The 24,296-nt window shown below is 67.2% G+C and carries 26 protein-coding genes, 2 pseudogenes and 1 riboswitch; of the genes and pseudogenes, 9 read left to right on the plus strand and 19 right to left on the minus strand.

The features are described from left to right. Window positions 1-70 precede the first annotated feature (70 nt). Window positions 71-427, plus strand: a complete 357-nt coding sequence (locus tag KBY95_RS12955; protein WP_315858929.1) for a helix-turn-helix domain-containing protein — start codon at window positions 71-73, stop codon at window positions 425-427. Here KBY95_RS12955 and KBY95_RS12960 read toward each other — a convergent pair. From KBY95_RS12960 to KBY95_RS12975, 5 genes and pseudogenes are all read right to left on the minus strand, one after another. Beyond that, a complete protein-coding gene (locus tag KBY95_RS12960; RefSeq protein WP_254965537.1) occupies window positions 336-2,339 on the minus strand; it encodes a glycosyltransferase in 2,004 nt (667 codons plus the stop codon). The genes KBY95_RS12955 and KBY95_RS12960 overlap by 92 nt on opposite strands. A 632-nt stretch (window positions 2,340-2,971) precedes the next feature. Beyond that, a pseudogene (glnT, locus tag KBY95_RS12965) lies at window positions 2,972-4,075 on the minus strand (type III glutamate--ammonia ligase); the annotation flags it as partial. Between the two features lie 12 nt (window positions 4,076-4,087). Next, a complete protein-coding gene (locus KBY95_RS16425; protein ID WP_315858930.1) occupies window positions 4,088-4,219 on the minus strand; it encodes a hypothetical protein in 132 nt (43 codons plus the stop codon). A gap of 43 nt (window positions 4,220-4,262) precedes the next feature. After that, on the minus strand, window positions 4,263-5,294 hold the full coding sequence (locus KBY95_RS12970; protein ID WP_254965539.1) for an alpha/beta fold hydrolase: 1,032 nt from the start codon (window positions 5,292-5,294) through the stop codon (window positions 4,263-4,265). Between the two features lie 11 nt (window positions 5,295-5,305). Next, on the minus strand, window positions 5,306-6,220 hold the full coding sequence (locus KBY95_RS12975; protein ID WP_254965541.1) for a fatty acid desaturase: 915 nt from the start codon (window positions 6,218-6,220) through the stop codon (window positions 5,306-5,308). A gap of 228 nt (window positions 6,221-6,448) precedes the next feature. Between KBY95_RS12975 and KBY95_RS12980 the strand changes: the two genes are divergently transcribed. Together KBY95_RS12980 and KBY95_RS12985 are read left to right on the plus strand one after the other, a co-directional pair. Further along, entirely contained in the window at window positions 6,449-7,309 is an 861-nt protein-coding gene (locus KBY95_RS12980; RefSeq protein WP_254965543.1) for a sugar phosphate isomerase/epimerase, read from the plus strand. 22 nt (window positions 7,310-7,331) lie between these two features. Continuing rightward, window positions 7,332-7,541 carry a hypothetical protein gene (locus KBY95_RS12985; protein WP_254965550.1) on the plus strand — a complete coding sequence of 70 codons (210 nt, stop codon included), beginning with the start codon at window positions 7,332-7,334 and terminating at the stop codon, window positions 7,539-7,541. Here KBY95_RS12985 and KBY95_RS12990 read toward each other — a convergent pair. The 10 genes from KBY95_RS12990 to KBY95_RS13035 form a co-directional block, all read right to left on the minus strand. After that, on the minus strand, window positions 7,490-8,539 hold the full coding sequence (locus tag KBY95_RS12990; protein WP_254965551.1) for an aromatic ring-hydroxylating dioxygenase subunit alpha: 1,050 nt from the start codon (window positions 8,537-8,539) through the stop codon (window positions 7,490-7,492). The genes KBY95_RS12985 and KBY95_RS12990 overlap by 52 nt on opposite strands. A gap of 10 nt (window positions 8,540-8,549) precedes the next feature. Further along, complete coding sequence (locus KBY95_RS12995) at window positions 8,550-9,317, minus strand: ABC transporter ATP-binding protein (protein ID WP_254965552.1); 768 nt, start codon at window positions 9,315-9,317, stop codon at window positions 8,550-8,552. Window positions 9,318-9,322: 5 nt separating this feature from the next. Next, entirely contained in the window at window positions 9,323-10,099 is a 777-nt protein-coding gene (locus KBY95_RS13000; RefSeq protein WP_254965554.1) for an ABC transporter permease, read from the minus strand. A 5-nt stretch (window positions 10,100-10,104) separates the two neighbouring features. Beyond that, window positions 10,105-11,115: an ABC transporter substrate-binding protein gene (locus KBY95_RS13005; RefSeq protein ID WP_254965555.1), complete on the minus strand. Its 1,011-nt coding sequence runs from the start codon at window positions 11,113-11,115 to the stop codon at window positions 10,105-10,107. A gap of 128 nt (window positions 11,116-11,243) precedes the next feature. Continuing rightward, window positions 11,244-12,608 (minus strand): type III glutamate--ammonia ligase, encoded by a 1,365-nt coding sequence (gene glnT / locus KBY95_RS13010; RefSeq protein WP_254965556.1) that lies wholly within the window; start codon window positions 12,606-12,608, stop codon window positions 11,244-11,246. Window position 12,609: 1 nt separating this feature from the next. After that, window positions 12,610-13,311: a hydrogenase nickel incorporation protein HypB gene (gene hypB / locus KBY95_RS13015; protein WP_254965557.1), complete on the minus strand. Its 702-nt coding sequence runs from the start codon at window positions 13,309-13,311 to the stop codon at window positions 12,610-12,612. A 6-nt stretch (window positions 13,312-13,317) separates the two neighbouring features. Then, on the minus strand, window positions 13,318-13,719 hold the full coding sequence (locus KBY95_RS13020) for a hydrogenase maturation nickel metallochaperone HypA (RefSeq protein ID WP_254965559.1): 402 nt from the start codon (window positions 13,717-13,719) through the stop codon (window positions 13,318-13,320). Window positions 13,720-13,723: 4 nt separating this feature from the next. After that, window positions 13,724-14,938 (minus strand): agmatinase, encoded by a 1,215-nt coding sequence (gene speB, locus KBY95_RS13025; RefSeq protein ID WP_254965561.1) that lies wholly within the window; start codon window positions 14,936-14,938, stop codon window positions 13,724-13,726. A 31-nt stretch (window positions 14,939-14,969) separates the two neighbouring features. Beyond that, window positions 14,970-15,115: riboswitch (guanidine-I (ykkC/yxkD leader) on the minus strand. Between the two features lie 68 nt (window positions 15,116-15,183). After that, window positions 15,184-15,462 (minus strand): DUF3136 domain-containing protein, encoded by a 279-nt coding sequence (locus KBY95_RS13030; RefSeq protein WP_254958104.1) that lies wholly within the window; start codon window positions 15,460-15,462, stop codon window positions 15,184-15,186. Between the two features lie 91 nt (window positions 15,463-15,553). After that, a complete protein-coding gene (locus tag KBY95_RS13035) occupies window positions 15,554-16,240 on the minus strand; it encodes a response regulator transcription factor (RefSeq protein ID WP_254965563.1) in 687 nt (228 codons plus the stop codon). A gap of 121 nt (window positions 16,241-16,361) precedes the next feature. Here KBY95_RS13035 and KBY95_RS13040 point away from each other — a divergent pair, with 121 nt between their 5' ends. The 3 genes from KBY95_RS13040 (at window position 16,362) to ppk2 (ending at window position 17,857) form a co-directional block, all read left to right on the plus strand. Next, on the plus strand, window positions 16,362-16,520 hold the full coding sequence (locus KBY95_RS13040; RefSeq protein WP_254965564.1) for a hypothetical protein: 159 nt from the start codon (window positions 16,362-16,364) through the stop codon (window positions 16,518-16,520). Window positions 16,521-16,590: 70 nt separating this feature from the next. Continuing rightward, window positions 16,591-16,749: a hypothetical protein gene (locus KBY95_RS13045; RefSeq protein WP_254965565.1), complete on the plus strand. Its 159-nt coding sequence runs from the start codon at window positions 16,591-16,593 to the stop codon at window positions 16,747-16,749. Between the two features lie 145 nt (window positions 16,750-16,894). After that, complete coding sequence (ppk2, locus tag KBY95_RS13050; RefSeq protein WP_254965566.1) at window positions 16,895-17,857, plus strand: polyphosphate kinase 2; 963 nt, start codon at window positions 16,895-16,897, stop codon at window positions 17,855-17,857. On the opposite strand, the gene KBY95_RS13055 is transcribed toward ppk2, so the two are convergent. The 3 genes and pseudogenes from KBY95_RS13055 to KBY95_RS13065 all read right to left on the minus strand — a co-directional run bounded on the left by KBY95_RS13055 (window position 17,848) and on the right by KBY95_RS13065 (window position 21,769). Next, window positions 17,848-20,208: a type II CAAX prenyl endopeptidase Rce1 family protein gene (locus tag KBY95_RS13055; RefSeq protein ID WP_254965567.1), complete on the minus strand. Its 2,361-nt coding sequence runs from the start codon at window positions 20,206-20,208 to the stop codon at window positions 17,848-17,850. The genes ppk2 and KBY95_RS13055 overlap by 10 nt on opposite strands. Before the next feature lie 31 nt (window positions 20,209-20,239). Then, window positions 20,240-20,820: pseudogene (locus KBY95_RS13060) on the minus strand (rhomboid family intramembrane serine protease). Between the two features lie 37 nt (window positions 20,821-20,857). Next, window positions 20,858-21,769: an AEC family transporter gene (locus KBY95_RS13065; protein WP_254965568.1), complete on the minus strand. Its 912-nt coding sequence runs from the start codon at window positions 21,767-21,769 to the stop codon at window positions 20,858-20,860. Window positions 21,770-21,865: 96 nt separating this feature from the next. Between KBY95_RS13065 and KBY95_RS13070 the strand changes: the two genes are divergently transcribed. Then, complete coding sequence (locus tag KBY95_RS13070; protein WP_254965591.1) at window positions 21,866-22,669, plus strand: prohibitin family protein; 804 nt, start codon at window positions 21,866-21,868, stop codon at window positions 22,667-22,669. A 10-nt stretch (window positions 22,670-22,679) separates the two neighbouring features. Continuing rightward, window positions 22,680-23,663 carry an isopenicillin N synthase family oxygenase gene (locus KBY95_RS13075; RefSeq protein ID WP_254965569.1) on the plus strand — a complete coding sequence of 328 codons (984 nt, stop codon included), beginning with the start codon at window positions 22,680-22,682 and terminating at the stop codon, window positions 23,661-23,663. Here the strand turns inward: KBY95_RS13075 and KBY95_RS13080 are convergent. Continuing rightward, window positions 23,641-23,916: a hypothetical protein gene (locus tag KBY95_RS13080; RefSeq protein ID WP_254965570.1), complete on the minus strand. Its 276-nt coding sequence runs from the start codon at window positions 23,914-23,916 to the stop codon at window positions 23,641-23,643. The two genes, KBY95_RS13075 and KBY95_RS13080, sit on opposite strands and share 23 nt — an antisense overlap. Window positions 23,917-24,014: 98 nt before the next feature. Here KBY95_RS13080 and KBY95_RS13085 point away from each other — a divergent pair, with 98 nt between their 5' ends. Beyond that, complete coding sequence (locus KBY95_RS13085; protein WP_254965571.1) at window positions 24,015-24,251, plus strand: chlorophyll a/b-binding protein; 237 nt, start codon at window positions 24,015-24,017, stop codon at window positions 24,249-24,251. The last annotated feature ends 45 nt before the right edge of the window (window positions 24,252-24,296 follow it).

Raw genomic sequence — 24,296 nt, forward strand, 5'->3', positions numbered from 1 at the left:
CGGACATGCAGCGTGCCTGACAAGAACGCACCGGTGGGTGCCTGGGTCACCCACCGGTAACCCTCCAGCCGTGACAACCTTTCTCGACGATCAGGGCAGCAGCGGTGATCACCAGGTCTGCCCGGCGGAACTCGCCCTGCGGGTGATGCGTGGACGCTGGAAGCTGATGATTGTGCGTGAGCTCAGTGGTGATGGGCGCCGCTTCTCGGCCTTGCAGCGGTCCCTGAATAGGGTGAGCTACAAGGTGCTGACGGCCCAGCTGCGGGAACTGGAGGCCGACGGCGTGGTGTGGCGTTGCGTCTACAGCGAGGTGCCGCCCCGGGTGGAGTACGGCCTCACCGAACGTGGTCAGGCACTGCTGCCCGTGCTGGAAGGTCTGCATGCCTGGGGAGCGGCAGCGCCCCCAGCGGTGGTCGCTGAGGAATGAGGCTGCGGCGAAACCAGCTCTCCGGCCCGATCCGCTGCAGGGTTCGCAGCAAGACCAGCGGCAGGGTGCGGAGCTCGAAGGGCGCCCGCAGGGTGGGCCAGAGCCCTTCGCGCCGGTAAAGCAGGGCTTCAAGCCGATCCCGCTGCAGCGCGGTGAGCGGCCCCCAGGTCCCGCCGACAGCGCTGGCGTGCTGGGCCATCGGCACGAAGGGCAGCGCCAGATCCGGCCACAGACCCTCCAAGGTGAGAGGCCCGCTCGCCTCCAGAGCGCGAGCCGCCTCTGCGCTTGCCAGGCAGAGTTCAGCGCCGGTGGCGCTGATCGCCTGCAGGCGTCCTGGCTCGACTCCCCTCTGGTGGCGCAGCTGAACCGGTAGGGACAGGGCGAACCAGGGCACCCCATCACTCCGGGGCCGGTCCCAGCAACTACGGATGGCCAGCAGCAGCAGCAGACCATTGAGCAGACTCCAGCCAGCGACCACCCCGAGCGTGGCGGCGGTGACCGGCAGCGCCGCCCCCTGGCCGGCCAGCAGCGGCAGCCGACCCGGCGCCAGGTTCCCCAGGGCCAGCAGCTGCAGGGCCAGCAGCACCACCAGTGGCAGGAGCAGGCCCGCAGCGGGGCCGGTGGGCCCCTGGCCCGTCACCGCCTTCGGGGTGACCTTGAACCGGCGTGGCCGGCCCAGGGCCGTGGACACCACGGCGGCGCAGATCGGCAGCAGGAAGATCCAGCGGTAGAGCTCCGGCAGGATCGCCGCGCGGGCATGGCCACTCAGCCAGCGGGTGAGCAGCAGCTGGCTGAGGAAGAACGGCAGGGCGATGCTGACCAGCGCCTCGCCGCCGATGAGGATTGGGGCGATCCCCAGCAGGCCCAGGCTGAGCGGCGTGCAGAGCAGCACCAGCTGGGCCGGAAAGCTGAACCAATGCAGGATGCCCTCGCTGTAGGCCAGCCGTTGCAGAGGACTGAGCCCGGGGATCCGCAGCGGATCGGCGCCGGTGCGGAGGGTCTGCAGCGAACCGCTGCCCCAACGACAGCGTTGCCTGGCCATGGCCGCGGCCGTGAACGGCGCCAGGCCGGCGCTGAGCTTTTCGGAGAGGTAGTGGTTGCGGTAGCCCGCGGCCGTGATCCGGATGCCGGTGGCGAGATCCTCCGAGGGGGTGGCCGTTTCAAAGCCCCCCACCCGCTCCAGGGCATCGCGCCGCATCACGAAGGAAGTGCCGGCGCAGACCACCGCATTCAGGTTCTGGCGGGTGGGCTGGATCCAGCGGTAGAAGCTCTCTTCATCCGGCAGCAGCCAGCGCTCCAGGCGCAGGTTGCGCATCACCGGATCGGCGTTCATGTAGCTCTGGGGGGTCTGCACGAACCCCACGGACGGATCACTGAACAGGCCGACCGTGCGGCTCAGGAAGGGCCGCAGCGGCACGACATCGGCATCGAACACCGCCACCAGATCGCCTTGGCAGTGGTGCAGTCCGTGGTTGAGGTTGCCGGCCTTGGCATGGGGGTGGTCCTTCCGGGCGAGATAGCGGCAGCCGAGGCGCTCGCAGAGCTCCGCCAGCTCCTGCCTGCCGGCATCGTCCAGCAGCCAGACCGTCAGGTTCGGGTAGTCCATCGCCAGACAGCCCCGCAGGCAGCGCTCCACCAGCTCGGCCGGTTCACCGCAGCTGGGCACCAGCACATCGATCGCCGGCGCTGGCACAGGGATGGGGCGTGCCGGGGGCACGGGCCGCTCGGGCAGCAGGGTGAACCACAGCTGCAGGAAGAAGCCGGCCAGCAGCACCAGCTCAGCCGCCAGCGTCAACAGGCTCAATGTGGTGGACAGGGGGGTGGCCAGGTTGAGGCTGGCGCTGACGCGCCAGTGCAGGTACCTGGCCCCCAGCAACGTCAGCAGCACCACGGCCCAGGGCAAACGCGTCATCGACCCTGACCAATTGTTAAGCAAACCTAGGAGGTTCCGACGGGCCCCAGTCCTCCGTCTGCTTGCTTGTCTGCCGTTGAAGCCCATGAAAAAGCCCGGCTTCCAGGAGAGCCGGGCTTGGGTGGAACGGGGATCGTTCCTGTCTTGTGTTGATCGGTCTGATGTCGGTGTGGATTTGGACGATCAGATGGGCTGACGATCAGGTCCTTGGGGACCATTGATGGGTGATGACGAAAGAAGGCCGAGGATGCCCTCTCCGTCATGAACGCGCCATCGAAAGAGGTCAGCTGGAATGGGAATCCGTGGGAGTCCCCGGGAGGTGGTTTTCGGAGTCGGAGCTGCCGGCGGTGGGCACCTGGGGCCGAGGCATCCAGGAGCCGATTTCCATAAACCCGTGGGCACCTGAACGATGCATCGGGTGATCTGCGAGAGAACGGGAAACCGTTGTTGGGAACAAGACTGTTGGAGCAGGGGCCTGCCGTCAACGAACTCCTGAAATCTGACCGGGTGGTGTCTCTTCCATCGCTGGAGCCTCCTGGTTGATGTCGTCACTCTCTTCCTTCTGGGGCTGCCTGGCTATAGGCAGTTTTGCTGATCTTCCACGGGCCAGGCAAAACGAGCCCCTGGCGATCTCAGGCATCGGGGCGCTGGGCCACCAGGGCTTCGTAGGCCGTGCAGAAGGCCTCGCCCAGGGAATCCCGCAGCGGCCCGTCGTGGCGGAAGGCCTCCAGGGCATCGGCCTGACAGGTGGGCAGGGAGGGGGCACCCACCGGGGCTTCCACATAGGTGTTCAGATCGCTGCGAGGACCGGGGTCGAGCCGGCGCTCGATGCCGTCGAGCCCCGCCGCGAGCACGGCGGCCTGGAGCAGGTAGGGGTTGGCGGCGCCGTCGCCGAGGCGCAGCTCGATCCGCTGGTCGTCGGGGATGCGCACCATGTGGGTGCGGTTGTTGCCGCCGTAACTGATCCAGGAGGGTGACCAGGTGGCGCCGGAGCTGGTGACGGAGCGGGCCAGGCGCCGGTAACTGCCAGCCACAGGGTTGGTGAGGGCGCACAGGGCCGGGGCATGGGCCAGCAGGCCGGCGACAAACTGATAGGCCAGTTCCGACAGGCCCTTCTCCCCCGCCGGGTCATGAAACACGTTGTGCCCCGCCTCGTCCCAGAGCGAGGCATGCAGGTGGGCGCCGTTGCCGGTGAGGGCCGCGATCGGCTTGGGCTGGAAGCTCACGCGGACCCCATGGCGTTCGGCCTGGGCGGCCGCCATCACGCGGAAAAAGGCATGGCGATCGGCCGTCAGCAGCGATTCGGCATAGGTCCAGTTGAGCTCGAACTGGCCGTTGGCGTCTTCGTGATCGGCCTGGTATGGCCCCCAGCCGAGGGTCTCCATGCCCTCCAGCAGCGCACTGATCAGGGGGTAGTGCCGCATCAGGGCCAGCTGGTCGTAGCAGGGCTTCGACTGCCGGTCGAGGCCATCGGCGATGGCGTCCCGCTCCGGGTCCATCAGGAAGAACTCCGCCTCGACGCCACTGCGGAACTGCAGGCCCAGGGCGGCCGCCTTGGCGATCTGCCGCTGCAGCACCCGCCTGGGGGACTGCTCCAGCACCTGCCCTTCCACCTGCAGATCCGTCGCCACCCAGGCCACCTCGCGCTGCCAGGGGAGCACCATCAAGCTGGTGGGATCGGGGATTGCCAGCACGTCCGGGTCGGCCGGCGTCATGTCCAGCCAGGCGGCGAAACCGGCGAAGCCGGCTCAGGAACGGGCCAGTTCGGCGGCCGCGGCGGCAGGCACCAGCTTGGCCCGCTGCACCCCGAACAGATCGCAGAACGAAAAGAGGAAGTGCCGGATGCCATGGGTGGCGGCGAAGCGGGCCAGATCGGTCATCGAGGGTGTGAGAAGGAACAGGTGTCAGGGGGCCTGGAGGCGGTCAGCCGGCGCAGAGCCGGTCCACGGCGGCCCGCAGCTGGCGCTGCTCGGACGGGGCATCGCGGGGATTGCCGGCCCGGTGCCCAAGGTCGGACTCCAGGACCTCGAAATGGGCTCCGCTGATCAGGGCGGCCTCGGCTCCGCAGTCCTCGGGGGTGAAGTAGAGGTCGTGGCGACCGGCGATCACGGTGGTGCTGGCCCGGATCCGTCCCAGGGCCGCGGCCAGGTCGGCCTCGGCGTCCCCCGAAGCGAGCCCCGCGGCGACGGCCACGTCGTTCGCCAGCCAGACGTCCAGCATCGCCAGCAGGTCGTGGGGGTCATGGCGGCGGTACGCCGGCAGCCAGGCCTCCTCCACATAGGCCTCGACGCTGGGGTAACCCAGCTGGTGATGGGCACCTCGGCGGTAGAAGGGCTGGCTGGCGGCCCAGCTGGCGTAGATCAGGGCAAAGGTGCGCAACCCCTGCTCCGGCGCGTCCCGGAAGCGGCGTCCATCCCAGCTGGGGTCGGCGGTGAGGGCCTGGCGGAGGCTGAGCAGGAACACCCGGTTGTGGGGGGTGGTGCGCGCCGTGCCGCAGACACAACAGACCCGCTGGGTGCGCTCCGGCTCCAGCACCGCCCAGTGATAGGCCTGCTGGGCCCCCATCGACCAGCCGTAGATCAGGGCGGGGGAGGTCACCGCGAACACCTCCTCCAGCAGCCGGCGCTGGGCGGCCACGTTGTCGCGGTGATCGACGGGCCAGCGGCCGCCTGCCAGCGCTGGATCACCGGTGCTGGGGCTGCTGGAGCGGCCGTTGCCGAACTGGCTCACCAGCACCACGCACCAGCGCTCCGGATCGAGGATCGGACCCACCACCCAGTCGATGTCCTCGGGCCAGGCGCCATAGGAGCTGGGGTAGAGCACCAGGTTGGCGCGGTCCGCGGCCAGGGTTCCATAGACCCGGTAATCGAGCCAAGCGGCGGGCAGCAATCCCCCACCGGCGAGGGGGACATCCCCAAGCGCGAAGCGGCGCTGGGGAGCAAGGGTGGGTGGCAAGGGATCGGGACTCAGGGGAGGGCGAGCCGGGCGGGGTCGCGTACGAAGGTTCGATGCACGGCCAGATAACCCGGATCGAGGTGCACTTCATGGGGGGCCAGATGGCCGTGGGCCTCGGCGAGGGCGTGAAAAGGAAGGGAGGGGTACAGGTGGTGCTCGACGTGGAACGGCATCTCCCACATCAGCCAGCGCAGGGGCGCCCAGGTGAGGGTGGTACGGGTGTTGCTGAGGCCGTCGCTGCCGGTGCTGCAGCCGCCGTGCTCGGCCATCAGCACGAAACGCAGCAGGGGCTGGCCGACGGCGAGGGGCAGCAGCCAGAACCAGAACAGGGCGCCGTTGGCCTGCCAGAGGGAGGCCGCCAGCAACACGGCGTAGACGGCGAACTGCAGCCGGATCGAGCGGGTGACCGCCGTCGCGGCCTCGACGGGGATGTAGGGCCTGCCGCCGAAGTCACCCCGCAGGCCGGCGGCGTGGCCACGGATCTTGCCGATCCACCAGGGCAGGCCGCTGAGCTCCAGCAGGTAGCTGGCCAGGGTGCTGGGGGGGGCTTGCTCCAGCTCGGGATCGAGGCCCGGCTGGTGGGTGAAGCGATGGTGCCACTGGTGGTAGCGGCGGTAGTGATCAGCGTTGTAGAAGCTCAGTACACCGGCCCACCAGGCCACGGCATCGTTGGCGTCCTTGCTGGCGAAGGCGGTGCGGTGACCGCACTCGTGCATGGCGCAGAAGCCGAACGCCAGGCTCCAGCCCAGCAGCAGCAGACCCACCAGCCGCAGGGCCCAGAGGGCTGGGCTGGGCAGCTCGGGCAAGGCAGGGAAGCCCCAGAGCAAGGCGCCAACCGCCAGCAGGGTGAGATGGAAGCCGAGCTGCCGCCAACCTGGCCCATCGCGGCGCTCGTTGAGACGCTGCAACAGAGGGCCTGACAGCAACGGCGCGCCGGCTCCGGGGCCGGTCGCTGGTGGCGCGGAGGAGGGTGAAGCAGTCACGAAGGGGGCCGCTGGCCTGTGGACGTGGAAGACCAGGATCCACTGTCCCGCTCGCGGTCCGCCTGCCACCGTCCGTCGTGAACATTTGCCCCGGGCCTGGCGCCTGGTGGGCACGGTTACCGGTCCTCGCGGGGCGGCAGGGAAGAGTGGGACGCGCCTGAGGCGGGTCTGGTGACGTCCCTTCTGTTTTTTTCCCTGTGGGGATTCCAAGGCTCCCTGGCCCTGGCTCTTGAGACGGCCGAGTGTGGTGGCTTCGATGGGCTGGAGCTGAACATCCGCCATCCCTGCCTGCTGGCCGACGCGGAAGGCCCCGCCCGCCTGCGGGATTCCGGCAGGCCCCTGGTGCTGGAGGTGGTGACCGGCGGCGGCTATGTGCCGGAGCTGGGCTGCACAGCGGAGCAACACCTGGCGGAGTTGGACGCGCTGCTGCGCGGCTGCGTCGGGTTACGGCCCCATCGGGTGACCGTGCTCACCGGCAGCGATGCCTGGCCGCTTGAACGACAACGCTCTTTTCTGGCTGAGGCGCTGGCGCTGGCGGAAGCCACCGGTCTGGCGGTGAGCTTCGAAACCCACCGATCCCGCTGCCTGGGGATGCCCTGGACCATTGGCCCCCTGCTGGACGCCCTGCCCGGGCTGCGGCTCACGGCGGATCTCAGCCACTGGTGTGTTGTCGCCGAGCGGCTGATGACCCCGGAACTGGAGCCGGTCCAGGCGATGGCGGATCGGGTGGACCACATCCATGCCCGGGTGGGCCATGCCCAGGGTCCTCAGGTGTCCCACCCCTTCGCCCCCGAGCATGGCGAGGCGTTGGCGGCCCACCTGGCCTGCTGGCAACTGTTCAGCGAACGGGCCCTGAAGCGGGGGGCACCGCCGCCGAGCTTCACGCCCGAATTCGGTCCGGACGGCTACATGCCCACCCTGCCCTTCACCAACCAGCCGGTGGCCGATCTGCTGACGATCAATACCGCCATGGCCGGTTGGTTGCGTCGCCTTTTTCCAGCTGCAGCCGGCGATAGGATAGGTTCACAGTGAACAGACTTAAGCCGTGATGGACATGACGGAAGCTCCGATCGCAACTCCTGCAGCCACCCTTTCCTCCGCAGGATCCGATCCTCGCCAGGCCGTGCTGGTCGCTTCCCTGCGCGCCCGCTACGCGATCGCCGATCAGCGCCAGGATGCCGACGCCAAGCGCGCCTTGTTCAAGGAGGCCGTCTATCTGGGCATCCGCCCCGACGCGTACCAGGGCTCCAGCAGCGCCGCGTAGATCGCCTGCTGGTGCAGGATCCGGGCCTCCAGTCGGTGGGGAGGTCCCGTGCGGAATCCTTCGCCGTAGCCCCGCTGGGCGGATTCCACCAGGACGCGGTCTTCGGCCAGAAAGCTGACCATCTCCGCCATCAGAACGCCGCCTTCGCCCTTGCGGGCTTCCGGGCCCAGCAGCCACACCTGCATCGTGCAGCTTGTGAGGTTCTCAGGCAGAAACTGGATCAGGGCCAGCCGCCCGTCGGGCCACAGCAGCAGGTGGTTCCAGGGCGGCAGGCCGAAGGTGAGGAATTCGGTCTCCCCGTCCTGCCACGGGGTGGCCAGCAGATTGGCCCAGGTGCCGAAGCGGTGGCTGTAGTGGCGCACAGGGCCCTGCATCCTGTGCAAGGTGGTGGGATGGGCGATGGCGACGTGGTAGTCGTCGAGGGTGTTGTCGTGGGCGATCTTCCAGTTGCAGGCCAGCGTTTGCCTGTGAAAGGCCAGGGGCACCAGGGGCTGGCTGAGGGCTTTGGCGGCTTCCTGCAGGGGTAGATCCAGCTGGTCGTCGAGGGGGATCGGATCGGCCCCAAGGGCCACCCAGATCAGGGAGGCCCGCACCTGACAACCGAGCGCCTCAAGCGGCCAGGCGCCGCGATCGAACGGGTCGACGAACTCCGCTTCCCGGGCGGCCGCCAGCAGCGTGCCGCCCAGGTCGTAGGTCCAGCCGTGGTAGGGGCACACCAGCCTGCGGCAGGCCACGGAGCCTTCGGTCGGCTCGTGGAAGGCCACGGCCCGGTGGGGACAGCGGTTGCGGAAGGCCCGCACGAGGCCGTCGCTGTCGTGGCAGAGCAGGACAGGAAGGCCCAGAAGCTCCAGCGCCCGCACGTGCCCGGGCGGCAGATCGGCGGCGGCGGCGACGGGATGCCAGAAGCGGGTGGCGACGTGCTGGCGCTCGAGGGCGGCCACGGCTTCGGAGCGGTAAAGCTCTGGCGGCAGAAAGGCGGCTGCGGGGGCGGAATCCATCGAAGAGCGCTCAGAGCAGGGAGCCATCCAGGCTGCGTAGGCGGCCCGCGAGCTCCTCGCGCAGCTCAAGAAAGGGTTGGGACACCCGCAGGTGGCGCAGATCGGAACGGTCCAGCCGCACGTCGACGCTGTGAACGATCCTGCCGGGTCGCGGCGCCATAATGTGCACCGTGCCGGCGAGAAGCAGGGCTTCCTCGATGTCGTGGGTGATCAGCAGGGCCGTGAGCCCCGTGGTCTTCCAGAGGTCTTGCAGGAATTCCTGCATCGATTCTCTGATCTGCAGATCGAGGGCCCCGAAGGGTTCGTCCAGGAGCAGAACCTTCGGCTCGGTGGCCAGGGCCCGGGCGATCGCCACCCGCTGCTGCATGCCCCCGGAGAGTTCCCTCGGCAGCAGCCGGGCCGCATCGGCCAGCCCGACCACGTCGAGGAAGTAGGAGGTCCGCTCCCGGATCTCCGCCTTCCCCCTGCCCTGGAGCGACAGGCCGAAGGCGACGTTCTGGGCCGCCGTGAGCCAGGGGTAGAGGCTGTATTTCTGGAACACCATGCCCCGGTCGGAGCCGGGGCGCTGGACCAGCTCGCCGTCGAGGTGGATGGTGCCCTCGCTGGGCTGCTCCAGACCGGCGATCAGGCGCATCACGGTGGATTTCCCGGACCCCGAACTCCCCACCAGGGCCATGAACTGACCCGAAACCAACTCAAAACTGATGTCCTGGAGCACGAGCTTGCAATCCCGGCCATCACCGAAGCTCTTGGAAACCTGGGAAACCTGAAGGTGCATGGTGTTCAGTTGGCCCAGGAACAGGCCCGTCGCATCAGGAAACGGAAGCCAAGATCGATGATCAAGCCGATCAAGCCGATCACGATGAGGCCGAAGAAGATCTCATCGGTGCGCAGGAATCTCTGGGCCAGGCTGATGCGTTTGCCCAAGCCTTCGTTGGCCGCCACCAGTTCAGCGACGATCACGAGATTCCAGGCCGAGGCCATGTTGATCCGGTAGGTGTCGAGCACCTGGGGCGCGATGAAGGGCGCCACCACCCTGGTGAGGATCGGTAAGCCCCGGCCCCCCAGGGTAAGGGCCGTTTCCACCAGTTCGGAAGGAACGAACTTCACCGCGTCCATGATCATCAGGGTGTTGAAGAAAAAGGTGCCGATGAAGATGAGCATCACCTTCGGCAGTTCTTCAAGACCGAAGTAAATGATCAGCAGGGGAATGAAGGCCGGCGCCGGCATGTACCGGATCAGAGCCATGAGCGGCTCCAGGAAGTGGCAGATCTTCCGGTTGGTGCCCATGGCGATGCCGATCGGCAGGGCCAGCCCTGCAGAGATCATGAATCCCAGGAAGACTCTCCGGACGCTGGCCACCGCATCGGCCACCAGGATTCCTTGCTGAAATTGGTCGCTGCCCGCCAACCACACTGCCCTTGGCCCAGGCAGGAAGAGCTTGTCGACCATGCCGCTGGAGGTGACCAGCCACCACGCCACAAAGACCGTGAGGATGCCGAGCACCCCCAGAACCCAGGGGTGGGAGAAGAAGCGCCGCAGGGGGGGAGACCAGACCATGGTGGTCAAGGGGCGTTGTCGACGAACTGGGAATTCAGCAGATTGGTCAGGTCAGGCTTGCTCTTGGCCAGACCCGTATCCACCAGGAACGCGCTGATCTGCTCGGCGGCATAGGGAAGAGAGAGCATCGTGGTACCAGGTTTGAAGTTGCTGCGGTTTTCCTCGAGGGTCTGAATCGTGGTGCCGGCGTTGTACTCCTTGAATTCCGCCTCGCTGACACCGGCGCGCTCCACAAGGATCGGCAGGGTGCCGGCGGGATCGTCCTTGATGGTCTTGAGCGTGGCAAACCAGGCATTGACGATCTTCTGGACTTTCTCGGGATTGTTGGCGACGAAGTCCGTGCGGCAGACGAGCAGATCGCTGATCGCACCGGGATGGTCCTTGGAGGTGGCCAGGGCCCGGCTGCCTGGACGCTTCAGGGCCTGGGTGGTGAAGGGGGCATAGACGCCCGCCGCATCCACCCTGCCGGCGGCGAAGGCCGCGGCAGCGGCGCCGGTTTCCAGGGGGACAAAGGTGATGTCCTTGGCGGAAAGACCCGCGTCCTTGAGCACTTTCAACAGCAGGAAGTGGTCGACCGTGCCTTCTTCGGCGGCAACCTTCTTGCCCTTCAGGCCTGGAATCGAGGTGATTTCCGCGGCGGCGATGATCTGGTCATTGCCTGTGGAGAAATCGTTCTGGAGTACGACCTGCAGATCCGCTCCGCCAGCCACGGAACTGATGGTGTCGTTCAGGGTCTGGCTGTTGCAGTCGAGCTGGCCAGCGTTGAGGGCGTTGATCGAGTCGAGGTAGCCGTCAAACCATTGCATGGAGGCCGCGACGCCTTCCCCCTTGAACAGCTCCTTGACTTCGGTGACCTTCCAGGGGAACCATCCCGGCCAGGCGCTGTAGCCGATTTTCACGGGCGCTTCCTGGCTCACCGGTTGCTGGCAACCTGCCAGGAGTCCTCCCCCGAGGGTGGCGACCAAAACGATGGAAAGGGCCCGGCGTTGACGACGGAACAAAGAGAGTTTCAACATCAGTAAAATCGGGTAAAGGGATGGGCCTGGAGGAGGGGGGATCGAGGCTGACTTCAGCGTTTTGGACGATCACTTCGAGCGATGGTGTTCGAGGTGGGGTGATCGTTGGAGCGCCTATGGAGAGGGGGTCAGAAGAACTCCAGATAACGTTGCTGTTCCCATTCGGAAACCGCAGAGTGATAGGACTCCCACTCTTCACGTTTGTAGGTGATAAACGACTTGAACATGGCATCACCGAATACGCTTTCAGCAAGTGGATCCCGGGCGAAGGCATCGACGGCCTCACCGAGGGTTCGGGGCAGCATGGTCAGGCCCCGTTCGGCGCGTTCCGCTGCGCTGAGTGTGTAGGCATTCACCAGATTGGGTGCCCCGGGATCGAGTTCTTCTCGGATCCCCTCCAGCCCAGCCGCGAGCATCAGGGCGGCGCCAAGATAGGGGTTGCAGGAGATGTCGGCGGCACGGCATTCCACCCTTCCCCCTGGTGAGGGAATCCGTAGCATGTTGGTGCGGTTGTTATTGCCGTAGCAAACGAAGACCGGTGCCCAGGTGAATCCCGACATGCTTCCCTGGGCTACCAGCCGCTTGTAGCTGTTGACCGTCGGAGCGATCACCGCGCAGATGGCGGGCGCATGGCGGAGCACGCCGGCGATGAAGTGTTCGGCCAGCCGGGTGACTTTCCCCGGCGTGGCTTCGGGGGTCGCGAACAGGTTGGCGCCCGTCTGTCCATCCGCCAGGGACATGTTGAAGTGGGCGCCGCTGCCGGTTCGATCGCCGAAGGGCTTGGGCATGAACGTGGCCAGCAGGCCGTGACGATGGGCGATCTCCTTGGCCATCAGCTTGAAGAAAGTCAGCCGATCGGCCATGGTGAGGACCTCGGCGTAGTCGAAGTCGGTCTCGAACTGGCCAGGGCCATCTTCGTGATCGAAGGAATAGACGCCCCAGCCAAGATCGTTCATCGCCTGCACCAGTTCGCCCAGCCAGGGCAGGTTGTCGAGCAGGCCGCGCACGTCGTAGGCGGGTTTGTCGAGGGTGTCGCGATCGCTGTAGGGAACCCAGCCGCCCGCCGCCCCTTTCTTGAGCACGAAGAACTCGGTCTCGATGCCGAGGTTGAAGCGGAAGCCCATCGCAGCGGCCTCCTGGCGGACACGGCCAAGGATGTGGCGGCTGCAGGCCCCAAAGGGCTGGCCGTGCAGATGCAGGTCACTGGCGAACCAGGCCACCTCCCGTTGCCACGGCAGCACTGTGACACTGGCTGGATCGGGCACGGCGGCCACCTCGTCGTCGCTGACCTCCTGGGGGACCCCGTCGAGGGCCGCCCCGGTGAACAGTTCGGAGCCGGCCATCATCTGGGCCAGGTGCTCGAGGGGCACGGCCTTGGCCTTGCTCACCCCGTGCAGATCCACGAAGCTCGCCAGGGCGTAGCGGACGCCCTTGGCCCGCAGGTCGGCCTGCAGCGCTGTGGTCGGGTCGGAGGCAGGATGCTGGTGGCTCATCTCAGGCGTGGATCAGGGCGGGGGGGCTTTGGACGGCGTTCAGCTGTGTTCCGAGCCAGTCGTGCCAGGCGTCGAAGCCCTCGCCGCTGGTGGCGGAGAGGCGGAACACGGCGGTGTGGGGATTCACCTGGCGGATGTGGGTTTCGATCCGCTCCACATCCACCGGCAGGTGGGGCAGCAGATCCACCTTCGTGATCAGGACGCAATCGGCTTCCCGGAACATCACCGGGTATTTGAGCGGCTTGTCGTCACCCTCGGTGACGCTCAGGAGCGCCACCTTGCGGTGCTCACCGATGGCGAATTCGGCGGGGCAGACCAGGTTGCCGACGTTCTCCACCCAAAGCAGATCCAGTTCGGCCGGATCCAGCCGCTGCTGCAGGAGTTTCAACCCGCCGCTCACCATGGCCGCATCGAGATGGCAGGCGCGGCCGGTGGTGATCGGCACGACCGGAATCCCGACGGCCCCCAGTCGCTCGGCATCGAGCAGGGTGGTCATGTCGCCTTCGAGCACGGCCATCGCCCAGCGGCTGGAGAGGGCGGCGAGGCTGCGCTCCAGCAGGGACGTCTTGCCGGCCCCGGGGCTGCTCATCACGTTGAGGCAGAGCAGGTTCCAGGCGTCGAAATGGGCGCGGTTGTGGTCGGCCCGGTGCTGGTTGGCCGCCAGCAGGTTGAGGCCGAGGTTGTCTTCGAGGGGCATGTGCATGGCGGCTCAGCAGGCGGGGGTGGGACAGGAAGCGGTGGGCGGTGGGGTGGCGGTTTCGAAGCCATAGGCGACGGAGCGGATCCGCAGCTCGCGGCCGCTGACGATCTCCTCCATGGGGTGCTGGCAGCAGGGGGAGTGGAACCCGTCGGCCGGATCGGGGTTGTAGGTGGCCTGGCAGCGGACGCAGCGCCCCACCAGGGGCACCGTCTCGATCACCAGTTCGGACCCGTCGAGCCAGGTGCCCTTCACCGCATCGGACCAGGTGACCACCAGCTGATCGGGCTCCACGCAGGTGAAGGTGCCCACCTCGAGGTGGACCCGGTTCACCCGGGGCCGCCGGGGGGCGTGCTGCTGCTTCCACTCGTGCATGGAGAGGAGCAGGCAGCGGGTCATGTCGACTTCGTGCACGCCCCTATCTCCAGGCGCGGTCGACCTGCATGTTGCAGTCGCTGTGCAGCCAGGCAGGGGCTGACTTGCGGGGCAGCTGGCCGCTCACCACCAGGTGGGCCATGGTGTCGCAGATGACCCGGGTGGCCATCAGGGAGGTCATGTCGCTGACGTCGTAGGGGGGGGAAACCTCCACCACCTCAAGGCCGCAGACCGGAACGTTGCGCACGATCAGCTCCAGCAGCTTGAGGGCTTCGCGCGGCAGCAGCCCGCCCGGCTCGGGCCAGCCTGTGCCTGGCACGAAACCGGCATCGATGCAGTCGATGTCGAAGGAGATGTAGACGCAGTCGGTGCCGTCGGTGGCCCGCTCGATGGCGAATTTCGCCGCCGCCTCCAGGCCCATGTCGCAGATGTCGGTGACGGTGAGCACGTTGGTGCCCCGCTCGCGGCAGACCTTCACCCCTTCGCGCGGCACTTGCCAACCGCCGATGCCCAGCTGCACCAGGTTTTCGGCTGGGGCATTGGCCATGTTGGTGGCATGGAACCACGGGGTGGTGTGCATGCGTTCGTCGAGGTCGGTCTCCTGGGTGTCGACGTGGCGATCGAAGTGGATGATGCCCACCTTCTTGTCGCCGAGATGGCGGCAGACGCCCCGGACGGTGGGGAAGCCGATCGAGTGGTCGCCCCCCAGGATGATCGGGAAGGCGCCACTGGCGAACACGTGGGCGATGCCCTTGGAGATCTGGTCGAAGCTCTTCTCGTTGTTGGCGGGGATGGTGAAGATGTCCCCCACGTCGCAGAGGGTGATCTGCTCGCGCAGGTCGACCCCCATCTCGTAGTTGTAAGGGGTGTACAGGGCGGAGATGCGCCGAATGCCCTGGGGGCCGAAGCGAGTGCCGGGGCGGTAGGTGGTGCCGCTGTCGTGGGGGACGCCCACCACAGCCACGTCGAACTCCCCGACCCGGTTCACGTCCTCCAGGTACGGGGCCTTCATGAAGGTGTTGATGCCGGCGTAGTGGGGCAGCTCGCCGCGGGAGAAGGTGGAGATGCGCCGATCGACGATGCTGCTGGCCGCCTCCAGGCCGTAGCGCAGGCCCTGATCGACCTCTTGCTGCCAGCCCGTCAGGGGCAGGGACGCTTCCTTCTCCAGGGCCCGGGCCCCTTCGCTTCCGGTCGGATGGCCGCCCCGATCAAAGGCGTCAGCCGCATCGGCGGCAGTGCCGCTGGACGGTTCGTTCATGCAGACCTCTGGGCACGGTGGGAATCGGGCGGTCTCCCGGGCTTTTGTCCCTCCGTGCCACTCAGCGGTGGGGACGTGAGGCCCCCGAACCGATGAATGCGCTTCTCTCGGACCAGGCATCCAATCCATTGCTGGCAAAGCCTGCAATGGAGGACCGGAACCCTAGAAGCAACTTCCGCTCAGGCATCGTGCAGGCCCTTGCGGCTGACCGTTGTGGCGGTTGCTACTGGATCTCTTGCGCCTGCTCAGGTGGGGCAGGGGAGACCGGCCGCCTTGCGGTTGGTTTCGCGGCGCAGCAGCAGAAAGAGATAGTCGGGGTCCTTGTACTGGCTCGGCAGGCATTGGTGCAGCTGCTCGAGGCGGTGCCAGCACACCGTTCGCTGGATCTTCTTCAGGGTTCGCCCTTCGCGGACGAGCAGCCGCAGGGCCTTGCAGTACATCGAGTAGTTGGCCTCCAGCTCACCGATGGTGACTTTCGGAATCGTGGCCTTCGGCAGGGACGCTGGAAGCGATCGGGCGCTCATCGGCCATCCTTCGGGGCAGGCCCCGCAGAGATCTGTCCACTGTGGTTCATGGCCGGCCATTGGGGCGCCCCCCAAACGGGGACATTCCGGCTCAGAGCCGCACCATGCCGCAGCGCATACCCTTAAGCACCGCCTGGAGTCGGCTGTTGACGCCCAGCACCTGGAGCAGGCGTTTGGTGTAGGTCCGTGCCGTGGAGGCGCTGACCTGGAGCCGTTCGGCGATGTCCCGATCGCTCAGGCCACTGGCCAGCAGATCCAGCACCTCGTATTCCTTCGGCGTCAGTCGGGGACAGCTTAGGTAGGGGAGCGAACCGCTGCGCAGGGAGGCGCTGCGGTAGTGGTGCCGTCCCATCACGGCCATGACGGCCGCCTGCAAGGGCCGTTGGTCATCAACGACATCGGCTTCGGCCACCACCGCCTGGAGCCAGGGGGCATCGGCGTATTCGGCTGGAATGACGTCCCCCAGGGCCAGCAGCACCACCATCAGATCCGGCTGCCGCTCCCGCGCCTGGCGTGCCAGCTCAAAGCCGTTGCCGGATTCGAGACGGTCGGTGCAGAGCAGCAGGGCATGGTGTTCCCTGGCCAGGTAAGCCAGGCAGGTGGCGGCGTCCGTCACGGCGCAGCCGATCATGCGGCGGTTCTGGAGGCTTTCGCAGACGGCTCGCAGCAGAAAGCGTCCGTTCATGGCGATCGCCAGGCGGCAGGGGATCTCCATTGACAGCAGGACGTCATCGAGGCCCGCACCGTCCAGGCTGTCGAGGAAGGGGGTGAAGTCCATGGCCAGACGCTATCGACTTCGCTGAACGAGCCGGTCGTGGGGGTTCGCTGACCCGAACGCCGCGATGGCGCTGCGTCCCTTCCGATTCAGTTAAGGTTTTAGCAATAGAGCGACACTCGGCATGAACCAAGACCACCCCGTGCTGAATGCGCTGCTCGAGCAGCTCCGCTCCCTCAAGGAGCAGTACAGCGAACTTCCCAACGAGCTCAACCGCTACCGGGTCGTTCGGCACGAGCAACTCATCGCCCAGTGGGCCCCCGGCTTCAGCTTTGCCCTCTGAGCGTCCGCGGCCCCCAGGGCCCTGGATTTGTAAATTTTGATTAACCTGTTGATACCTCTTGGCCGAGGTCATGAACAAAAATCACCCCGTCTACCACTCCCTGGTCTCCAGGCTTCAGAGCCTCAGGGACCAGTACCGGCACCACCCCACTGAGGGGAACAGGTATCGGCTCGTACGGCAGGAGCAGTTGATTGCCCAGTGGGTCCAGGTCTCCGACCTGCCCAGCTGAAGGGGACGGTGGAAGAGCCGCTGGGTCCAGGCATTCAGGCGCTGCTTCCCGAAGAAAACCACCCGGTTTGTCTCCGGGTGACGATTGTTGCCAATGATGGGCCGTAAATCGGCTAAGCCGTCAGCAGCTCACCTCCCTAAGTGGCATGGGTAAGAAAGACAAAAGTGGTTCCAAGATCAAGCTTGACAAGCCCAAGGCTCTGAGCGGCAAGGACAAGTCAGGCAAAAAGACTGCCAACGGCCATCGATCCGCCGGTGCCAGCGAGTCAGATCTGTACCGACCCTCCCCCATCTTCGACGACCTCTCCAGCCATTCCGAGGGGCGCCCGCCCAAGTTGGATCGGAAGTTTTACGAACAGGAGCTGGTCCGGCTGCAGGTGGAGCTGGTCAAGATGCAGTACTGGGTGAAGCATGTGGGCTACCGCATGCTTCTGCTGTTTGAGGGGCGGGATGCCGCCGGCAAGGGCGGCACGATCAAACGCATCACCGAGCCCCTGAACCCCCGCGGCTGCAACGTGGTGGCCCTGGGCACCCCCTCCGACCAGCAGAAGACCCAGTGGTACTTCCAGCGCTATGTGGAGAATTTCCCCTCGTCCGGGGAGATCGTGCTGTTCGACCGCAGCTGGTACAACCGGGCCGGCGTCGAGAAGGTGATGGGTTTCTGCACCCCCGAGCAGGTGGACGAATTCATGTCGTCCTGTCCGGAATTCGAGCGCATGCTCGTTCGCAGCGGCATCACCCTGATCAAGTACTGGTTCTCCGTCAGCGACGATGAGCAGGAGGCCCGCTTCCGTTCCCGCCTCGAAGATCCGGCCCGGCGCTGGAAGCTCAGTCCGATGGACCTGGAATCCCGCGATCGCTGGGTCGAGTTCTCCCGGGCCAAGGATGAGATGTTCGCCCACACCAACATCCCTGAGGCTCCCTGGTTCACCGTGGAGGCCAACGACAAACGCCGGGCCCGGCTCAACTGCATCCGTCACCTGCTCAGCAAGGTCCCCTACGAGGACATGACCCCCGAACCGTTCGAGCTGCCCCCCCGCAAGAGCGGTTCCGACTACCAGCGTCCCCCCATGAACGAGCAGTTCTTCGTCCCCAACGCCTATCCCTGAACCCCCAGGCCAAGGCGCCAGCGGCCTCCCAGGAGTTCCAGCCAGATCAGCACCACCAGCCAGTGGATCAGCACCGGTGCCCAGATGGAGCCGGTGGCCTGGTAGCCGATCACGCAGGTCACCCCCAGCAGACTGGCCAGGAGCAGGAAACGACCGTCGTCGAACAGGCGCCGGCCCTGGGGGTACCAGAGCCGGCTGGCCAAGGGGTGCCAGGCCACGAACAGCCCCACGCTCAGGGCCCCCCAGGCGGTGCTCTCCCACCCACTCAGTCCCTCGATCGGGTGGGGCAGCAGGGCCGCCCGGAAAAGAGTCTCTTCAATCAGGGACGGGGTCAGCAGCAGCACCACCGCCTGGCGGATGAGCAGCAGCGGTCGCACCCTTGGCCGTTGCGCCGGGAGGAATCCCGTGACACGCCCCAATGCCAGGGCCACGGTGGCGTAGGCCCCCAGCAGCAGGGTGCTCAGGGCCAGCCCGCGGCCGGTGAGCGGTGTGAAGAAGGCGTCCATCAGGCGGGGGAGGACCACTCCCACCAGGGGCAGCTGGCCCAGCACTTGCGTCGGAGCCAGGGGAGCCAGGCGCTGGTCAGCCCCTGGAAGTTGGTTGGTGCGCATCAGATGCAGAGGATCGCCGTGGCGCAGAAAGACGCCGGCCATCTCGTCGTGGGCCCGGCGGGGCAGCATCGAGCGCCAGCTGAGCACCCCGTCCCACAGCCGACGGCTGGCCTTGAAGCGGTCCGGGGCATCGCCGGGGGTGTCCATCAGGGACGCGTTGTGGCGCCAGTCCTCACGCACCATGCCGAAGGGGGTCAGCAGGGCATCGAGGGCCTGGGCCAGAGAGGCCAGTCGGGGCAGCTCGCTGCCGTCCAGCTCCCGGCGTCGCCGACGCAGCTGGTCGATGGCGATCCACAGGGCCTGGCTGGAATCCTGCACACAGGAGATGGCCGGCGTGACCAGGGACACCCCACCGCCATCGCCGCTGCGGTAGCGGGCCATCAGCACCTCCGCCTGGATCGCCAGTTCCTCCAGCAGCAGGGGATCGGTGCGCACCAGCACGTCCGAGATGGGCCGCGTACCCAGCCAGCCCCGCTGCAGGTTGCCGGTATAGGCGCTCCAGTCCTGGCTACCGGAGACGATGCCGTTGGGGTTGTTGGCGTAGATCTGGTGGTAGCGCAGGTTGAATCGCGGCTGTCCTGTGAAGGGATCGATCACCACCCGGGCGGCGCCGAAGGCGAAATGGCCTGTGACCGTGAAGCCGCTGATCGCTTCCCCGTCGGGGCCACCGATGCCGCCGAAGTTGTGGATCACCAGGGAGCGGTCACCGGGTTGCCATGGGGTGACGCCACCGTCGGGAACCAGGCCCACCCGGCTGAAGCGCCCCCGCCGGGTCTGGCCGTCGCTCCAGTTCACCCGGCTGATGTGGTTCAACCCGGCGCTGGTGCCCGGCAGAAGCCGGTCGCTCGCCAGGGAGGTGAGCAGGCGGGGCTCCAGGGCTTGGGCGGTGAAGGTCCCGGCGCCATCCGGGGCGCCGTAGAGGTACCAGCCTTCGGCGCCCTCTGGCGCCGCCAGCAGTCCCTCCGGGTCGAAGAAGCGACGGCCGTGGCGATCGGGCGGCTGGCGGGGCAGCCGCACGGTTTCGATGACGCCGCTGAAGCTCCCCTGGCGTCGGTCGTAGTGCTGCGCCCGAAATTGCTCCGGGTCCGCCGGATCACGGGAGAGCAGCTGTACGAGACCCACCCAGCGGCCGGTGCTCTGCAGGGGCGGACGGCCGATGCGCAGCACGGGCTCCCCATCCCGCTGCTCAAGTTGGACCGCTTCGAGCACCACGGTGATGTCGTCGTGGGGGTGGGCGCCGGCCAGGGTCTGCAGCGGCCCCACGCCATCGCGACCGTCGAGGCGGGTGGGCACCACATTGCCCTGCTGGGCCGCCAGGCGGGCCTCGGCCCCGAGTCGCACCGGCGTTCGCACTTTTCCCACCAGGGCGCGCAGCCTTGGGTCGTCCTGCCAGCCCAGGCGCAGGCGCCGGCCGATCAGGTCGGCGTGGACGGCCGGGGCCTGCTCCACCTCCAGCCAGACCCAGTCGCCGTCACCTTCGACCATCTCGGCAGAGGGGGGAAGAATCAGCCGACCGAACCAGTCACCATGGGGGCGGTAGACGGCCGGATCGGGCCGACGCTCCAGGGGGTAGTGCTCCGGACGGTTGAAGGGGGCTTGCCAGGCCAGGTCGTAGCTGGTGAGGGGTGGGGGGCCCGGCTGGGCCAGGGCCGCCCGGGCCAGGGGCACGATCAGCAGGGCCGAGACGCCGAGGGCCAGCAGCAGGGCAAGCCAGTGGCGGCGTTGGCGGGTTGGACGCATCGGCCCTGGCCGTGGCAGAAGTCGCAAGCCCCTATCTCCCCTCTTCGCGGTGGATGGCCAGTGCCGCCAGGATCCCGCCGGCGAAGCCGGAGGCGTGGCCGATCCAGCTCACTCCCGGGGGACTCAGGAAGGGCAGCAGACTTGGCAGGGCTCCTCCGTAGGCGAACAGGGCCGTGAGCGACACAGAATCGAAAGTGGGCGTCGTTCCAGCCAGCCGATCAGCAGCAGGTAGCCCAGCAATCCGTAGATCACCCCCGAGAGGCCGTGGCTGGCCTGGTGCCAGAAGAGCCAGACAGGAATGGACATGGCGTAGACCCCCAGCCACACGGCCAGGTAGTCGCCCCGGCTCTTGGCCAGCACCAGCCAGGAGAGGGGCAGGAACCAGAGGCTGTTGCTGATCAGGTGACCGAAGCCACCGTGGCTGAAGGGGGCGGTGAGCACGCCGAGGAAAGGTCCCCCCGGCACCATGGGCAGGTTCCAACGTCCGCCGAAGACCAGCTGGTCGATGATTTCCTGAACCCAGGGCACCGCCAGAATCAGCAGGGGCAGCACGGCCACGCCCTTGAGTTGGGACAGGCTGCGGTCGAGCCGCTGGGCGAGGGATCCGGCCATGGCCGCCGAGGTGTGCGCAGAGCATTCCGGGCCAGTCCTAGCTCCCCAGTGGACCGCTCAGCAGCCACCACCACAGCGGAACCGAGACCAGGGCCAGGGCCGTGCTCCACAACACCAGCCCCGCTACCGCCTCGGCCGCCTCTGGCCGCCCGGCACTGGCTGCTTCCGTGAGCAGCAGCACCGAGACGGCGGTGGGTGCCGCCGCCTGCAACACCACCGCATCCCGCAGCAGGGGCGGTAATCCCAGCAGGCTGGCCAGCAGCAGCATGGCGAAGGGGAGCACCAGCAGCTTGCCCACCAAGGCCACCCCCAGCCCGGGAGACCTGACAGGGCTGGGTTGGCGGCGCCGCAGCATCAGTCCCAGCCGCATCCCCACCATCGCCAGCGCCACCAGGATCACGAGGCGTGCTGGCCACCACAGCCATTGGGCCACCATGGCGCTCCAAGGGGTCTGGTACACGAGCACGGCGAGCACCAGACCCCGGATGGCCGGGCTGGTGGCCAGGATCCGCAGCTGCTGGCGGACGCTGCCGGCGCGCTGGTCCACCAGGAGCGGACCGAGGCTCCAGGTGATCAGGGTGGCCATCAGATCGAAGGCGATCGTGAAGCCGATGGCGTCAGGGGGGAGCAGGGCCAGGGCCACCGGAAGCCCCCAGTAGGCGGTGTTGCCCACGATGCAGCCCAGCTGCAGGCTGCCATCGGGGATCCAGCGGCCCAGGGCCGGCAGGCGCAGCAGCAGCAGCCCCAGTCCCGAGGCGGCGGCGGCCATCAGCGCCGCCGTGAGCAGGTTGGCCTGGAAGCCCGCGCGCAGCAGCAGGGCCACCAGCCCGATCGGAATCCCCCAGTTGATCAACGGAGGGGCCAGCCTTCCGGGCAACCCAGGGAATCGCACCCCCAGCAGCAGTCCGATCCCAAGGGTGGGAACCAGTTCGAGCAGGAACCGCAGCACCAGCTCTCTCCTATCCACCTGGTGCTCCCACGATGACGGCCTCTGGCCAGCGGCGCTGCCTAGGGTCGTGGCACCCCCATGGTTCCCAGGTTCCCGATGCAATCCCCCATGCGCTCCGGCGCAGACAACGGCTTCAGTGGCCTCTGGCAGCTGATCTTCGCGGCCGTGCTGGGAGGACTGGTGTTGCTCACCCAGACGGTGTTCATCGTGCCGGCGGGCAGCGTCGCGGTCGTCACGACCCTCGGCAAGGTCACCGGGGTCCCGCGGCAGCCGGGGGCCAACTTCAAGGTCCCCCTGGCCCAGAACACTTCCCTCTTCGATGTGCGCACCCAGGTGCGGCCGGAGCAGTTCTCCACCCTCACCAAGGACCTGCAGGTGATCCAGGCCACCGCCACGGTGAAGTACGCCATGAAGCCCGCCGAGGCGGGTCGCATCTACGAAACGATCGCCACCGACGACCAGCAGATCTATCCGCGGGTGATCCAGCCGTCCCTGCTGAAGGCCCTCAAGTCGGTGTTCTCCCAGTACGAACTGGTGACCATCGCCACCGAGTGGAACTCCATCTCCGAGCTGGTGCAGGAGAAGGTGGCAGAAGAACTGCGCAAGTTCGACTACGTCACTGTCCAGGGTCTGGATCTCACCGGCCTGCAGATCGCCGAGGAATACCGCGCCGCCATCGAGCAGAAGCAGATCGCCGAGCAGCAACTGTTGCGAGCCCAGACGGAGGTGCTGATCGCCGAGCAGGAAGCCAAGCGCTATCAGACCCTCAACTCCAGCCTCGACGACCAGGTGCTCTACAAGTTGTTCCTCGACAAGTGGGACGGTCAGACGTCGGTGGTGCCGGCCCTGCCTGGGGCGGCCGGGGGCGGTAACCCCGTGATCGTCAACGGGCGCCGCTGAATCCACGCCCATGGCTGAATCGATTCTCGATGTGGATCTGTTGGCCTTCGAGCGGGGCAGCCAACGGGCCAGGGACGCCGTGGTGGACGGGGTCAGGCGCAGTCTGGCCACCGGTTTCGTTTACACCAACAGCGACCTACCCGTCGACCTGCTCGATTCCGCCTACGGCCTCCTGCAGCGGTTTTTCTCCCTGGACGCTGACGCCAAGCGGTGCTTCCGCGCCTCCGGCTCCAGCGGCCAGACCGGCTATACGGAACTGCTGGTGGAGACCGCCGCCGGCAGCGCACACCCCGACTGGAAAGAGATGCTGAACTGGTCGGCGCCTCTGCCCATGGGCCATCCCCTGCGGCGTCGGTTCCCGGAGTTCTATCCCGAGCAGGTCCTGCCAGAGGCGGCCGTGCCGGGCATCACGGCCCAGCTGGCCGAGTTCCACCGGGCGATCGCCGATCTGCAGCGGCGCTTTCTGCGGGTGATCGCCCTGGGCATGGGCTGCGGCGAAGACTTCTTCGAGGAGATGGTCAGCGAGGCCCCCACCCTCACCCGGGCCCTGCGCTATCCGCCCATGGTTCAGGCCCCAGCCGAGGGCCATCTCTGGGCGGCAGCCCATGGCGACATCAACCTCATCACCGCCCTGCCGCGGGCCACCGGGCCCGGCCTGCAGGTGCGTGTGGCCGGCGAATGGCTGGACGCTGCGCCGCCGGACGGGCGGGTGATCATCAACACCGGATTGATGCTGGAGAGGCTCAGCAACGGCCGCATCCCCACCGGTTGGCATCGGGTGGTGGCGCCGGCCGGGGCCTCCGCTGAGCGCCACAGCGTCGTCCAGTTCTGCCATCCCAGGCCCTGGACGATTTTGGCGCCCGTGCCGTCGTGCTGTGGCCCGGATCAGCCGCAGCGCTACAGCGCCGTCCGTGCCGCCGATGCCCTTGAGGAGGTGCTCTACCGCATCAATCTGTTGGAGAACGATCCGCTCATCGGCAGGACAAAGGGTTGATCACGAGTCCACCGTCGCCCATCAGTTCGACGATCCAGGGGGCCGGGATTCTCTCGATGTCGCCGGTGTCGATGTTCAGCACCCGGGCGAAGTCGGTTGGGGCCGGGCCGCTGAGGTCGCAGATCCGGCCAATGAACCAGGGCTTGCCAGCCATGGCCACCACGGCCAGATGGCCAGGGCGAGCCTCCCGGAAGCGTTGGGGGTTGGCCCGCCTGAGGGGGGCCACCGCGGGATCGATCTGGCCGGGCGCCATGGCTGAGCTCTGGTACATCTGTACTGTAGCTCGATCGCACTGGAGCGCCATGGGGCCCCAAGAAGTGCATAGGCTGAAATCAATTCAGGGTGAAACGCATGGGTGAAGTCGGCAGGGAAGACGGCGACCAGGCTTTTCACTACGAGCCCCTGGAGCGTTTCGGGGAGGGGCTCACCACCTCCCGCCCCTGGAACCTGAAGGCCCTGGCAGGGGTGGAGCGGCTCAACGGCCGTGCGGCGATGCTGGGGTTCGCGGCGGCCCTGATTGGTGAAGAGCTCACCGGCAAGGGTGTCCTCGGTCAGCTGGCGCTGATGCTGCGCTGGCTGCTGGGCTAGGGGGTCAGTCGCTGGGCGTGGCGACACGGCCTTGGTGAAAGCGGT

Origin of the sequence: Cyanobium sp. Aljojuca 7A6 (genome assembly GCF_024346455.1) — a bacterium.
Lineage (GTDB): Bacteria > Cyanobacteriota > Cyanobacteriia > PCC-6307 > Cyanobiaceae > Cyanobium.

Excerpts from the sequence above, each read along its gene's own strand:
- KBY95_RS12960 (WP_254965537.1), bottom strand. The coding sequence starts at position 2,339 with ATGACGCGTTTGCCCTGGGCCGTGGTGCTGCTGACGTTGCTGGGGGCC.
- KBY95_RS16425 (WP_315858930.1), bottom strand. The coding sequence starts at position 4,219 with ATGACCGATCTGGCCCGCTTCGCCGCCACCCATGGCATCCGGCACTTC.
- KBY95_RS12985 (WP_254965550.1), top strand. The coding sequence starts at position 7,332 with ATGACGGAAGCTCCGATCGCAACTCCTGCAGCCACCCTTTCCTCCGCA.
- KBY95_RS12990 (WP_254965551.1), bottom strand. The coding sequence starts at position 8,539 with ATGGATTCCGCCCCCGCAGCCGCCTTTCTGCCGCCAGAGCTTTACCGC.
- KBY95_RS12995 (WP_254965552.1), bottom strand. The coding sequence starts at position 9,317 with ATGCACCTTCAGGTTTCCCAGGTTTCCAAGAGCTTCGGTGATGGCCGG.
- KBY95_RS13000 (WP_254965554.1), bottom strand. The coding sequence starts at position 10,099 with ATGGTCTGGTCTCCCCCCCTGCGGCGCTTCTTCTCCCACCCCTGGGTT.
- KBY95_RS13005 (WP_254965555.1), bottom strand. The coding sequence starts at position 11,115 with ATGTTGAAACTCTCTTTGTTCCGTCGTCAACGCCGGGCCCTTTCCATC.
- glnT (WP_254965556.1), bottom strand. The coding sequence starts at position 12,608 with ATGAGCCACCAGCATCCTGCCTCCGACCCGACCACAGCGCTGCAGGCC.
- hypB (WP_254965557.1), bottom strand. The coding sequence starts at position 13,311 with ATGCACATGCCCCTCGAAGACAACCTCGGCCTCAACCTGCTGGCGGCC.
- speB (WP_254965561.1), bottom strand. The coding sequence starts at position 14,938 with ATGAACGAACCGTCCAGCGGCACTGCCGCCGATGCGGCTGACGCCTTT.
- KBY95_RS13030 (WP_254958104.1), bottom strand. The coding sequence starts at position 15,462 with ATGAGCGCCCGATCGCTTCCAGCGTCCCTGCCGAAGGCCACGATTCCG.
- KBY95_RS13035 (WP_254965563.1), bottom strand. The coding sequence starts at position 16,240 with ATGGACTTCACCCCCTTCCTCGACAGCCTGGACGGTGCGGGCCTCGAT.
- KBY95_RS13040 (WP_254965564.1), top strand. The coding sequence starts at position 16,362 with ATGAACCAAGACCACCCCGTGCTGAATGCGCTGCTCGAGCAGCTCCGC.
- KBY95_RS13045 (WP_254965565.1), top strand. The coding sequence starts at position 16,591 with ATGAACAAAAATCACCCCGTCTACCACTCCCTGGTCTCCAGGCTTCAG.
- ppk2 (WP_254965566.1), top strand. The coding sequence starts at position 16,895 with ATGGGTAAGAAAGACAAAAGTGGTTCCAAGATCAAGCTTGACAAGCCC.
- KBY95_RS13055 (WP_254965567.1), bottom strand. The coding sequence starts at position 20,208 with ATGCGTCCAACCCGCCAACGCCGCCACTGGCTTGCCCTGCTGCTGGCC.
- KBY95_RS13070 (WP_254965591.1), top strand. The coding sequence starts at position 21,866 with ATGCAATCCCCCATGCGCTCCGGCGCAGACAACGGCTTCAGTGGCCTC.
- KBY95_RS13075 (WP_254965569.1), top strand. The coding sequence starts at position 22,680 with ATGGCTGAATCGATTCTCGATGTGGATCTGTTGGCCTTCGAGCGGGGC.
- KBY95_RS13080 (WP_254965570.1), bottom strand. The coding sequence starts at position 23,916 with ATGGCGCCCGGCCAGATCGATCCCGCGGTGGCCCCCCTCAGGCGGGCC.
- KBY95_RS13085 (WP_254965571.1), top strand. The coding sequence starts at position 24,015 with ATGGGTGAAGTCGGCAGGGAAGACGGCGACCAGGCTTTTCACTACGAG.